Source organism: Hoeflea sp. BAL378 (assembly GCF_000759435.1).
Taxonomy (GTDB): Bacteria; Pseudomonadota; Alphaproteobacteria; order Rhizobiales; family Rhizobiaceae; genus Hoeflea.
On record NZ_JRJG01000034.1, the window covers coordinates 1 to 12,779 of the forward strand.

At 65.1% G+C, this 12,779-nt stretch carries 9 protein-coding genes; 2 read left to right on the forward strand and 7 right to left on the reverse strand.

Annotated features, from left to right (window positions below; translation table 11 throughout):
* From LL06_RS09150 to LL06_RS09165, 4 genes are all read right to left on the reverse strand, one after another.
* Positions 1 to 2,463 (reverse strand): helicase-related protein (locus tag LL06_RS09150; protein WP_035525317.1); only part of this gene is annotated, 2,463 nt, incomplete at its 3' end.
* Positions 2,464 to 3,389: 926 nt separating this feature from the next.
* Entirely contained in the window at positions 3,390 to 4,097 is a 708-nt protein-coding gene (locus tag LL06_RS09155) for a glutathione S-transferase family protein (RefSeq protein ID WP_035525320.1), read from the reverse strand.
* 95 nt (positions 4,098 to 4,192) lie between these two features.
* Positions 4,193 to 4,918, reverse strand: a complete 726-nt coding sequence (gene phbB, locus LL06_RS09160) for an acetoacetyl-CoA reductase (RefSeq protein WP_035525323.1) — start codon at positions 4,916 to 4,918, stop codon at positions 4,193 to 4,195.
* Positions 4,919 to 4,999: 81 nt separating this feature from the next.
* On the reverse strand, positions 5,000 to 6,172 hold the full coding sequence (locus LL06_RS09165; protein ID WP_035525326.1) for an acetyl-CoA C-acetyltransferase: 1,173 nt from the start codon (positions 6,170 to 6,172) through the stop codon (positions 5,000 to 5,002).
* 242 nt (positions 6,173 to 6,414) lie between these two features.
* On the opposite strand from LL06_RS09165, the gene phaR reads away from it, so the two are divergent.
* Both phaR and LL06_RS09175 read left to right on the forward strand, forming a co-directional pair.
* A complete protein-coding gene (gene phaR, locus LL06_RS09170; RefSeq protein WP_035525328.1) occupies positions 6,415 to 7,008 on the forward strand; it encodes a polyhydroxyalkanoate synthesis repressor PhaR in 594 nt (197 codons plus the stop codon).
* A gap of 217 nt (positions 7,009 to 7,225) precedes the next feature.
* Positions 7,226 to 7,657, forward strand: a complete 432-nt coding sequence (locus LL06_RS09175) for a heme-binding protein (RefSeq protein ID WP_035525330.1) — start codon at positions 7,226 to 7,228, stop codon at positions 7,655 to 7,657.
* A gap of 79 nt (positions 7,658 to 7,736) precedes the next feature.
* On the opposite strand, the gene LL06_RS09180 is transcribed toward LL06_RS09175, so the two are convergent.
* The 3 genes from LL06_RS09180 to LL06_RS09190 all read right to left on the reverse strand — a co-directional run bounded on the left by LL06_RS09180 (position 7,737) and on the right by LL06_RS09190 (position 12,722).
* Positions 7,737 to 8,141 carry a hypothetical protein gene (locus LL06_RS09180; RefSeq protein ID WP_035525333.1) on the reverse strand — a complete coding sequence of 135 codons (405 nt, stop codon included), beginning with the start codon at positions 8,139 to 8,141 and terminating at the stop codon, positions 7,737 to 7,739.
* A gap of 153 nt (positions 8,142 to 8,294) precedes the next feature.
* Positions 8,295 to 11,753, reverse strand: coding sequence for a pyruvate carboxylase (pyc, locus tag LL06_RS09185; protein WP_035525335.1), 3,459 nt, complete (start codon positions 11,751 to 11,753; stop codon positions 8,295 to 8,297).
* A 225-nt stretch (positions 11,754 to 11,978) separates the two neighbouring features.
* Positions 11,979 to 12,722, reverse strand: coding sequence for an autoinducer binding domain-containing protein (locus tag LL06_RS09190; protein WP_035525337.1), 744 nt, complete (start codon positions 12,720 to 12,722; stop codon positions 11,979 to 11,981).
* Between the last annotated feature and the right edge of the window lie 57 nt (positions 12,723 to 12,779).

A 12,779-nucleotide genomic window follows, 5' to 3' on the forward strand; every position in this document is an offset into this window, starting at 1 on the left:
CGGCACCGCATCGGCCCGGTAGCCCAGGCCCTTGAGGATTTCCTCGATATCGTCCTGGGTCGCGCCCAGGATCGACAGCATGCCGGTGGTGGTGATGAAGCGGCGGCCGTCATAGGCGGCTTCCGGGCGCGCGCCCGGCGAACCCGGCTTCCACTGCAGCGCCGGGCGGATCAGGTCCGCAAGCCGCTCGAGAATGTCGATGCGCACGGCGCGCTTGCCCAGGAACCGGAACCCGGCGAGGCGGTAGAACTCGCGGTCGATTTCGGGATCGGTCGCCACCGATGTGCGGCCGGCGGCAAGCAGCGGCGTGACATCGCCATAGCCCGGCTTGCCGAAGCCGTCATTGGCGAGCGCCCACAACAGCGTCACCAGTTCCGCAGGCGCGGGCTTGAGCAGCGCCGGCATGAAGATGTGGTAGGCGCCGAAGCGGATGCCGTATTTGCGCAAGGATGCCCGCGCGCCCTGGTCGAGATCCTTGATCATCTCGGCGACGTCGCGGCGGAACAGGATGCCCAGGTTTTCGGCCAGCCGGAAGGCCAGACCGCGCGCCAGACCGTCGAGGTCCTCGGCGCGCGCCAAATCGTCGAGCGGCTTGAGAATGGTGGCGATGTGATGATTGACGAAACGGTCGATGCGGGCTGCGACAAAGTCGCGCGCGCTGCCGCTGAGCTGCTCGTCGGCCAAGAGGATCGACCGCGGCTTGAGCACGTGGTCGCCCGCCGTCAGCTTTGCCACCGGGTCGCCATGCCAGCGCACGGTGCCGTCGGAGCCGATGGCGAAGTCGGAATTGCCTGACGCGTGCAGCCGCGCGGCGCGGGCCTCGAATTCCAGCGCCAGCGCCTTCTGCGCGGCGGCGATCACCGCCCTGGCGTCGGGCCCGTCGGCAGACGCATCGGCGACAAACCGGAATCCGGCCAACTGGCCGATATGGTGACCTTCAACGAAGACATCACCGTTTACACTAATTTCAGCTTCGAGCATCGCGTTCTCTCTCAGGCGCCTCATGAGCACAGATGTCCTGCGGTCAACAAAGCGTTTCGTCAACCTTTCATGCAGCGCATCGGACAATCGGTCCTCAATTTCGCGCGTCTTTTCCTGCCAGTGTGTCGGATCGGCAAGCCATTCGCTCCGATTCGAAATATATGTCCAGGTCCTAATCTGCGAGATGCGCGCGGACAGGGTGTCGATCTCGCCATCGGTGGAATCGGTCCGGCGCACCTGTTCGGCGAGAAAATCCTCGTTGACCGCGCCCGTGCGGATCAGGTCGCGATAGATCGTGGCGATCAGGTCCGCATGCTGCGCCGGCGCGATCCGCCGGTAATCGGGCAGCGAGCACACATCCCACAGGATCGCGACGTTCCTGGGCGAACTGGCGAGATCGCGCACCTCGAAATCATTGACCAGGTGCTCGAGCGCGCGCTGGTCGACCGCGGGCAGCGCCCGGGTCAGGCCCTGGACCGCCGGGATTTGCTCGAGGCTCGCCTGCAGCGCCTTGAGGCTGGAGAAATCGAGCTGCTTGGAGCGCCACTGCAGGATCTTGACCGGTTCGAAGACATGGCTTTCGAGCCGCTGCACCAGGTCGTCGGGCAAGGGGTCGACCTGGCCGGTGACGCCGAAGGTGCCGTCGCGCAGATGCCGGCCGGCGCGGCCGGCGATCTGGCCGAATTCCGACGCCGTCAATTGCCGGTAGGAATAGCCGTCGAACTTGCGGTCCTGGGCGAAGGCCACATGATCGACGTCGAGATTGAGCCCCATGCCGATGGCGTCTGTGGCCACAAGATAGTCGACGTCGCCGTTCTGGTAGAGCTCGACCTGGGCGTTGCGGGTGCGCGGGCTGAGCGCGCCAAGCACCACCGCCGCCCCGCCGCGCTGGCGCCGCACCAGTTCGGCGATCGCGTAGACTTCCTCGGCCGAGAACGCGACGATGGCCGTGCGGCGCGGCAGCCGGGTGATCTTCTTCGACCCGGCATAGTGCAGCTCCGACAGTCGCGGCCGCTCGACGACGGTGATGCCAGGCAGGAGCTGCTCGAGAATGCCGCGCACCGTCGCCGACCCGAGGAGCAGCGTCTCCTCGCGGCCGCGCAGCGACAAGATCCGGTCGGTGAAGACATGGCCGCGTTCGAGATCGCCGGCGATCTGAACCTCGTCGATGGCGACGAAGGCCACGTTGGTTTCCTGCGGCATCGCCTCGACCGTGCAGACCGAATAGCGCGCGCCGGGGGGCGTGATCTTCTCTTCGCCCGTGACCAGCGACACGTTCTTGGCGCCGACCTTGTCGACCATGCGGCCATAGACTTCGCGCGCCAGCAGCCTGAGCGGCAGCCCGATCACGCCCGACGAATGCGCCGCCATCCGCTCGATGGCGTAATGGGTCTTGCCGGTGTTGGTCGGGCCGAGAACGGCGGTGACGCCGCGTCCGGACAGGATCAGGGGTTTTGGCGGATGGCTGGGGACTGCGGGCATCAGTGTCCGTATCATGCTCAAGACGGCTGTTACCTAACACATCGGCGCGGCCGGAACAGGGCAAAAATGGACCCGCCGGAATCCGCCGGATTAACGACTAGAACAGTGACGGAACGAATCGGCGACGAATCAATGACTCGTCCTGATTCCGCTTTTGTTCACCGCAACATCTGGCGACGGGAGGCCTGTCCGCCACCATATGCTGAATCCGCCGGGAGGGGATCCGGGCCGATCGGACGCCGGCTGTTAACCTTTGCCAGGACGCGCTTGCGACGGCCCGAGCGAAGCCCGGCGGGAATCCGCGAAATTCATGATTTGTTAGGAATTCCAAACACTTCCTTAACGCACTAAAGCGCATTTTATCGACCGGAATTAACCATTGGAACAGTGGCGGAACGAACCGGCGACGAATCACCGACCTGGCTTTGTTGGCTGTTTGTTCTCCACAACATCTGGTTCCGCGACGGCAGCATCGCCACTAATTTATGAACGCGAGGAGCAGCGCCCGGGTGCCTGAAAGAGCCTCCTGTTAACCTTTGGAGGGCCACTCCGACCCGGCGTCGGGTTCGAACGAGGCCCGCGACAGGACCCGCGCCGCGAATCCGGCGGTTCATGATTTGGTAAGAATTCCAAACACTTGGTTAACGCCTTCGAGCGCTTTTGAGCGTTTCCGTTAACCTCTGGAACAGCCGCGGAACGAATCGGCGACGAATCAGCCTTGGGGATGGTTTCGCGCTTTGTTCCGCACAAGATGTTGTGTATCTGTGAGCCGTGGGATCTATTCAAGCTGCGGAAAATACTTCATTTTCCGCATTGACAGCCGGGTTTGTTAACCTTTGCGCCCCTTCGCTCGCAAAGCGAGCTGATCGCGGCAGACGGCCCGAAACCGGAGCCTGGCGCCTCAGTCCTCGCCGGACAACGCCCGCTCAGGCGGGCGCCTTGAGCACCGCGCGAAGCGAGGCCTCGATCTGGCCGCCACACCACTCATCGCCATACTCCTCATCGCTCCGCTTCCGCAGCTCGACCTGCGCGGGAAGCGCCGCGATCCGGTCCGACAGGGCGGCGATTGCCGGCGCATGCCGGTCGAGCAGCGGCCGCAGCGGCGCGAACTTCGCCGTCATCGTGCCCCACAATTGGGCCGCGACGAGGTCGGCGAGGCCGGGCGCCTCTGTGCCGAGCATGGAGCCCGCGCGGGCGGTCAGGCCGTGGCGCCGGCCGGTCTCCTCGAAGATCTCCATCCAGCGGCCGAGCCGCGGCTGGAACTCTTTCCAGGCCGCCGCGGTCCAGGCCTGGGCGCCGTTGTAGCGCGTCATTTCGTAAAGCACGTCGTTGGCGTCGGCGACGATCTTGTGGCTCATCGCCCTGAGCACGGGATCCTCGGGCAACAGCCCGTGCTTCTCGCCGAGATAGGCGAGGATCGCGGGCATCTGCGACAGGTGGGCCTTGGCACCGTGGTCGATCAGCACCGGCGGACCCATGTGCGGGACCAGTTGCACCTTCGGATCGGCCGCGCGCTCGCCGGCGACCTCGCCCGTTCCCGCCTCCTCCCAGATGGCGCCGACATGCGCAAGCACCGCCCGGACGAACTGCCCGCGAAACGGAAGAGGCCAGTAATAGAGGGTGTATTGAGCCATGAGCCGCTTTCCGAAGTGAGAGCTTTCTGCTTCCGCAAACGCAAGCGCCCAGGGGAAGGTTCCCGCCGGGCGCAAGACTTCCCGGGATCCCGCCGTTAGCTGAAATACTGCCCGCCATTGGCCGAGATCGTCGATCCGGTGATGAAGCCGGCGTCATCGGAGGCGAGGAACACCACGCAGCGGGCGATCTCCTCGGGCTCGCCGAGACGCCCCACCGGGATCTGCGGGATGATCCGTTCGGCGAGCACCTTCTCGTCGATGGCGCGGACCATGTCGGTGCCGATATAGCCCGGGCAGATGGCGTTGACGGTGATGCCGGCGCGCGCGCCTTCCTGCGCCAGCGCCTTGGTGAAGCCGATGTCGCCCGCCTTGGCGGCGGAATAGTTGACCTGGCCCGCCTGGCCCTTCTGGCCGTTGATCGAGGAGATGTTGATGACGCGGCCGAACTTGCGGTCGCGCATGCCGCCCCAGACCGGATTGGTCATATTGAACAGGCCGGTGAGGTTGGTGTTGATCACCTCGCCCCACATCTGCGGCGTCATCTTGTGGAACATCCCGTCGCGGGTGATGCCGGCATTGTTGACCAGCACCGCCACCGGCCCGAGATCGGCCTCGACCTGCTTGATGCCGGCCACGCAGGCATCGTAGTCGGCGACCGACCATTTGTAGGTCTTGATCCCGGTCTCGCTGGTGAACTTCGCCGCCGCCTCGTCATTGCCGGCGTAATTGGCGGCCACCGTGTAGCCGGCCTCTTTCAAGGCGACCGAAATCGCAGCGCCTATGCCCCGTGACCCTCCCGTCACGATTGCTACCTTGCTCATGCCAATCCTCCCCAGATTGTTATTGTTGATGCATGTGAGCGCCGGGCGTCGTCGCCGACGCCCGGTATTCCCGGTCCGGCCTCAGCGCTCGACGCAGAGCGCCACGCCCATGCCGCCGCCGATGCACAGCGTCGCCAGACCCTTCTTGGCGTCGCGGCGGACCATTTCGAACAGCAGCGTGTTGAGGATGCGCGCGCCCGAGGCGCCGACCGGGTGGCCGATGGCGATGGCGCCGCCATTGACGTTGACGATCGCCGGATCCCAGCCCATGTCCTTGTTGACCGCGCAGGCCTGCGCCGCAAAAGCTTCGTTGGCTTCCACCAGATCGAGATCGCCCACGCTCCAGCCGGCCTTCTTCAGCGCCTTGCGCGAGGCCGGGATCGGACCGGTGCCCATGATCTGCGGGTCGACGCCGGCGGTGGCCCAGGAGACGATCCGCGCCATTGGCGTGATGCCGCGCCTGGAGGCTTCCTCCTCGCTCATCAGCACCGTGGCGGCGGCGCCGTCATTGATGCCCGAGGCATTGGCGGCGGTCACGGTGCCTTCCTTGTCGAAGGCCGGACGCAGCTTGGAGATGCCCTCGAGGGTGACGCCATGCTTGATGTATTCGTCCTCCTCGACGACCGTGTCGCCCTTGCGGCCCTTGATGGTGACGCCGGCGATCTCGTCCTTGAACTTGCCGGCCTTCTGCGCGGCTTCGGCCTTGTTCTGCGAGTTGACGGCGAAGCTGTCCTGCTCGTCGCGCGAGAGCTGCCACTGCTTGGCGACGTTCTCGGCGGTGTTGCCCATCAGGTAATTGTAGAAGGCGTCGGTGAGCGCGTCGTGCAACATGGTGTCGACCATGGTGGCGCCGCCCATCTTGACGCCGTTGCGCAGATGCATGGCATGCGGCGCCATCGACATCGATTCCTGGCCGCCGGCGACGATGATGTTGGCGTCGCCGCTTGCGATCTGCTGCATGCCGAGCGCCACTGCGCGCAGGCCCGAGCCGCAGAGCTGGTTCAGCCCCCAGGCGGTGGCTTCCTGCGGAATGCCCGCGGCCATGGCCGCCTGCCGCGCCGGGTTCTGGCCCTGGCCCGCGGACAGGATCTGGCCGAGGATGACTTCGTCGACTTCCGCGGGCGCCACGCCGGCGCGCTCGAGCGCCGCCCTGATGGCGACCGCGCCCAGATCATGGGCGGCGACGGAGGACAGAGCGCCGTTGAAGGACCCGACCGGGGTGCGTGCGGCGCTGGCGATAACGATGGAGCTCATGGTGGGGTTTCCCTGTCGTGTGATGGAACGATTTTGACCGGAACGTGCCGGAGGTTGGTGTCGCTGTCAAATGCCCGAAAGCCGAATTTCTCCGGCAATGGCCTAATTACGGACTATAGTCTGACCGTTTTGAGGCGCTTTCCCGCAATGCACAAAGGAATTGTCATTGCCTGTGGTTTTCGCCTACAGTTGGGCCATCACGGTGAGGTTCAGGTCTGGGGAGACCTTTGAGGAGAACATACATGGCCAAGAACAGCGGACCGGTTACGATCAAGAAATATGCCAATCGCCGTCTCTACAACACGGGAACCAGCACCTATGTGACGCTCGACGACCTCGCCATCATGGTCAAGAAGGGCGAAGACTTCACCGTGCTCGATGCCAAGAGCGGCGACGATATTACCCATTCGGTCCTTACCCAGATCATTTTCGAGCAGGAGTCCAAGACCGGAAACACGCTGCTGCCGATCTCCTTCCTGAGGCAGTTGATCTCGATCTACGGCGACCAGATGCAGATGGTGGTGCCGAGCTATCTCGAGCACTCGATGTCGGCGCTGACCGAGCAGCAGGAACAGGTCCGCGCCCAGATCACCAAGGCCTTCGGCGACAATCCGGTCGCCCGCAACATCCAGATCCCGATCCAGTTGGTCGAGGAGCAGGTGCGCCGCAACACCGAGATGTTCCAGAAGGCGATGCAGATGTTTTCGCCCTTCGCGCTCGCCCATTCGGCCAATTCCGAAGAGACGCAGAAGAAGTCCGACACCTCGAAGGACATCGACGATCTCAAGACCCAGCTCAAGCAGCTTCAGGACAAGATCAACTCCATCGACAGTTGAGAACACCCGGCGTCCGGCGGCACGAGCCATCCGGTTCGGGCGTTTGCCTGCGCCTCCGGATCCCGTGCACGTGATCGCCGGCGCCGGCCAGCGGCCGCCAAGGACCTGCGTTCCGGCAAAACTGTTATCGCGCCGCGGAAACCTCAAAGCGGTGGCGCAACACCGCGGCGAGGCTCTATAAGGGCATCACTTCCTCCGGCATTGAAAGGCAATCACCATGACCGATCTCACGCTCGCCAAGGCGCTCAGGATCATCACCGCCGCTCTTGCCAAGGGCAAGGACCTGGGCCTCAAGCCGCTCGCAGTGGTGGTGCTCGACGCCGGCGGCCACGTCAAGGCCTTCCAGCGCCAGGACGGCGCCTCGATGATGCGGTTCGAAATCGCCAGCGGCAAGGCCTATGGCGCCCTGGCGGTGGGCGCCGGCTCGCGCTGGCTCAACGCCCAGGCCGAGACGCGGCCGCATTTCCTCGAAGGCCTGTCGGCCGTCTCGGGCGGCAGGATCGTGGCCGTTCCCGGAGGCGTGCTCATCCGCGACCGCAAGGGCGCGATCATCGGCGCGGTCGGCATCACCGGCGATACGTCGGACAATGATGAAATCGCGGCCGTCGCCGGCATCGAGGCGGCCGGCTTCGCGGCCGACGGCGGCTGAACGCCGGCCCGCCGCTGGAGCAGTTCCAGCGAAAGTTTAAAACCGGTTTCGCGTCCGGAAATTGCGCAGAAACAATAAGTTAGAGCCCGATCGATACGTCGCGGCCCGCCGAGCGGATGGCGACGGTGAAGCCGGCGATCACGTCGATGAAGGCGATCGCCATCAGGATGAAGAACACCTGCGTGGCGGCATCGCGCACCAGCAGGAATTCGACCAGGAACGCCACGAACACGAACATCGACAGCATGTGGTCGAGCACCGACCAGCGGCCGGTCCGCGTCGCCTTCACCACCTCGACGAACAGCAGCACCAGCGCCACGACGATGAGCAGGTCGCCGAGACTCATGGTCCACACCGCGCCCGACATCATCGACAGCGAGGTCACGGTCGATCCGAGCCCGGCGACGCCCGCGCCGAACAGCCCCACCATCACCAGATTGTAGGCAATCAGCGGAACGATCATCAACGGTATGGCGGCGAGCATGGCGGATATCCCCGGATCTGGAAAGGCGCGTGCCGATCGCGGTTTCACCCGGCGCGGCGCGACCGCGACAATGCTCAATCGCGCTTCCGAGCGCAAGCCCGTTGACCCCGTTTCCGCTTCCCGGGACCGAACCGGGACGCGCCGCCGGCCCTCTCAGCCGTAGACGACGAGCAGATCCTTGGCGTCGATCTGGTCGCCGGTCTTGACCAGCACCTCGGCCAGCGTTCCGTCCCGCTCGGCATGGATGGCGGTCTCCATCTTCATCGCCTCGATCGACACCAGCACGTCGCCTGCCTTGACCGGCTGGCCCTGCGTCACCGCGACGGTGGAGATCACGCCGGGCATCGGAGCGCCGACATGGGCGTCATTGCCGAGCTCGGCCTTGCGCCGCGCCGCCGATCCCGATGCGCCATGCGCCCGGTCCGGCACCTTGACCCGGCGCGGCTGACCGTTGAGTTCGAAGAACACCGTGACCATGCCCTTGTCGTCGGCCTCCCCCTGGGCCAGGTTCTGGACCACCAGCGTCTTGCCCTTCTCGATCTCGATGAACAGCTCGTCGCCCACCGCAATGCCGTAGAAATAGGCGGGCGTCGGCAGCATGCTGACCGGGCCGTAGGTTTCCGTAGCGATGGCGAAATCGGTGAAGACCTTCGGATACATGAGGTAGGAGGCGAATTCGAATTCGCTGATCTTGCGCTCGAGCTTGGCCTCGATCTCGGCGCGCTCGGCCTCGAGATCGGCGTCCGGCAGCATCGAGCCGGGGCGGACCGTGTAGGCCTCCTCGCCCTTGAGCACCTTCTTCTGCAAAGCCTGCGGCCAGCCCGAGGGCGGCTGGCCGAGGTCGCCGCGCATCATCGACACCACGGAATCCGGGAAGGACACGTCCTTGTCCGGGTTCTCGACATCGGCGACGCTCAGATCCTGGCTCACCATCATCAGCGCCATGTCGCCCACCACCTTGGAGGACGGCGTCACCTTGACGATGTCGCCGAACATCTGGTTGGCGTCGGCATAGGCCTGCGCCACCTCGTGCCAGCGGGTCTCGAGCCCCAGCGAACGCGCCTGTTCCTTGAGGTTGGTGAACTGCCCGCCCGGCATCTCGTGCAGGTAGACTTCAGACGCCGGCCCCTTGAGATCGCTTTCGAAGGCGGCGTACTGGTTGCGCACCGCCTCCCAGTAGAACGAGATCCGCCGGATCGATTCGGTATCCAGCCCGGGATCGCGCTCGTGGCCCTTGAGCGCCTCGACGATCGAGCCCAGGCAGGGCTGCGAGGTGTTGCCCGACAGCGAGTCCATCGCCGCATCCACCGCGTCGACGCCGCTGTCGACCGCGGCGAGCACGGTCGCCGCCGAGATGCCCGAGGTGTCGTGGGTGTGGAAATGGATCGGCAGATCCGTCGAAGCGCGCAGCGCCGAAAACAACTGCCGCGCCGCCGCGGGCTTGAGCAGTCCGGCCATGTCCTTGACCGCGATGATGTGCGCGCCGGCCTTCTCGAGCTCGGCCGCCAGCGCGGTGTAATATTTGAGGTCGTATTTCGGCCGGGCGGAATTGAGGATGTCGCCGGTGTAGCAGATCGTGGCTTCGCAGAGCTTGTTCTCCTCGCGCACCGCATCCATCGACACCCGCATGTTCTCGACCCAGTTGAGGCAGTCGAACACCCGGAACAGGTCGATGCCGCCCTCAGCCGCCTGGCGGACGAAGTGCTTCACCACATTGTCGGGGTAGTTCTTGTAGCCCACGCCGTTGGCGCCGCGCAGCAGCATCTGCAGCAGCAGGTTGGGCGCACCCTTGCGCACCAGATCGAGCCGCTCCCACGGATCCTCGGTGAGGAACCGCATCGCCACATCAAAGGTCGCCCCGCCCCAGCATTCGAGCGACAGCAGGTCCGGCAGCGCCTTGGCATAGGTCTCGGCGATGGCCGCGATGTCGTGGGTGCGCATGCGGGTGGCGAGCAGCGACTGGTGGCCGTCGCGCATGGTCGTGTCGGTGATCAGCACCCGGGTCTGCGCCCGCATCCATTTGGCGAAGCCTTCCGGACCCAGGTCGTCGAGCAACTGCCGCGTTCCCGGCCGGATCTCGCCTTCGACATAGGGCACCCGCGGTGCTGCGGCATCGGCCACCGGCAGCGGCCGGCCCTTGGTCTCGGGATGGCCGTTGACCGTGACGTCGGCCAGATAGGTCAGAAGCTTGGTGGCCCGGTCCTGGCGCTTGACCTGCTCGAACAGCTCCGGCGTGGTGTCGATGAACCGCGTCGTATAGGTGTTGTTGCGGAACTCCGGGTGGCTGATGATCGCTTCGAGGAAGGTCAGGTTGGTGGCGACGCCGCGGATCCGGAACTCGCGCAGGGCGCGGTGCATGCGGCGGATGGTTTCCTCCGCCGTGGGCGCCCAGGCGGTGACCTTCTCCAGCAGCGGATCGTAGAACCGGGTGATCACAGCACCCGAATAGGCGGTGCCGCCGTCAAGCCTTATGCCGAAGCCGGTGGCGCCGCGATAGGCGGTGATCCGGCCGTAGTCGGGAATGAAATTCTGCTCCGGATCCTCGGTGGTGATGCGGCACTGCAGCGCATGGCCGTTGAGCTTGATGTCGGCCTGCGCCGGAATTCCGGATTCCGGGGTGCCGATCGCCTTGCCTTCGAGGATGTGGATCTGCGCCTTTACGATGTCGATGCCGGTCACTTCCTCGGTCACCGTATGCTCGACCTGGATGCGCGGATTGACCTCGATGAAGTAGAAGGCGCCGGTATCCATGTCCATCAGGTACTCGACCGTGCCCGCGCCGACATAGCTTGTCGCGTTGGCGATCTTGAGCGAGTACGTCGCCAGTTCCTGGCGCTGGGCCTCGGTGAGGTAGGGCGCGGGCGCCCGCTCCACGACCTTCTGGTTGCGGCGCTGCACCGAGCAGTCGCGCTCGAACAGATGCACGGCATTGCCGTGGGTGTCGCCGAGAATCTGGCTTTCGACGTGGCGCGCCCGCTCCACCAGCTTCTCGAGATAGACCTCGTCCTTGCCGAAGGCGGCCATGGCCTCGCGCTTGGCCTCGGTGACCTCGCGGGCCAGGTCCTTGGGATCGCGGATGGCGCGCATGCCGCGGCCGCCGCCGCCCCATGAGGCCTTGAGCATGACCGGATAGCCGATCTCGTCGGCCATGCGCGCGACTTCCTTCATGTCGTCGGGCAGCGGCTCGGTGGCCGGCACCACCGGAACGCCGATTTCGATGGCGAGGTTGCGCGCCGCCACCTTGTTGCCCAGCCTGCGCATGGTGTCGGGCCGGGGCCCGATGAAGATGATGCCGTGCTCGGCGCAGGCGTCGGCGAATTCCGGGCTTTCCGACAAAAGCCCGTAGCCGGGATGGATCGCGTCGGCGCCCGAGAGCTTCGCCACCCGGATCACCTCGTCGATCGACAGATAGCTTTCGATCGGCCCCAGGTCGCGCGCCAGATGCGGCCCGCGGCCGACCTGGTAGGATTCGTCCGCCTTGAACCGGTGCAGCGCGAGCTTGTCTTCCTCGGCCCAGATGGCGACGGTTTTCATGCCCAGCTCGTTGGCTGCGCGGAACACGCGGATGGCAATTTCTGAACGGTTGGCGACGAGGATCTTGGAAATCGGCAAGACGGGCTCCCGGGTTTGGGCGGAGGGATCAGGGTCCTGGCGAACCCCGGCCCCAATCATTAGCGTCAGTTTTGTTGCAGTGCAAATAGCCGCGGCCCGGCTCAGGCCCGATCATCGGCCGGCTCTCGCGCATCACCGGGCAGCAACCGCGGCAAAGGCGGGAGGCGCCCCCGGCCGGGCGCCGGGGTGTCGGGCGATGGAACCGCTCGGGCGGCGGATGATGGATCAGGAGATCAGGCCGAGCCTGAAGGCGATCGCCACCACATGGTGGCGGTTCTTGGCGTTGAGTTTGTCCTGGATGCCGTTCATGTACCAGTCGACGGTATGCGCCGACAGGCCGAGCGTGGCGCCCATCTCGTTGGAGGTCATCCCGTAGCCGAGATATTCGAGCGTCTCCATCTCGCGGCGGGTCATCTGCACCGCGACTGGCCGGGCGATCCGCTCATAGGCGCCGCGGTCATGCACCTCGAGAATGTCCCAGAAAGCCTTCTTGGCCAGCGCATCCATCAGCGACATTTGAGAAGGCGAGAGATCGACCGTCCGGCCCGCCACCGAGAGCACGCCGACCAGCCCGCGCCGACCGTGGACCGGGAACACATATCCGTCCTCCAGCCCGTGGCGTCGGGCGTCGACCATCATCCGCTCCATGCGGCTGCGATGCGGATCCTGCTCGAAGGCCAGCATCGGCTCGCTCCAGCGGTAGCCGCGCTGGCTGTGCCCGAGATAGCGGATGATCGGGTCAATGGCGGCGTATTTCCGCTTCACATAGAGTTCGGGCCAGCCCTTCGGCCACTGCCCGGCGAGCATGATGCCGTCCGCGTCGCTCTCGGGCCCCGGCTGCCGCACCAGCGTGAAGAAATCAAATCCAAGCGCGCCTATGACCTTGGAAAGCCGCGCGCGGACAACATCGGCGCCGTCCTCCCCGTCGCGCCCGGTATCCAGAAACTCCAGAACTGCATCCATGTTCATCGTTTCTTCCTTTCACACTCAAACAGCTATCTCAAAATGCAACAGTATTGGCCTGCG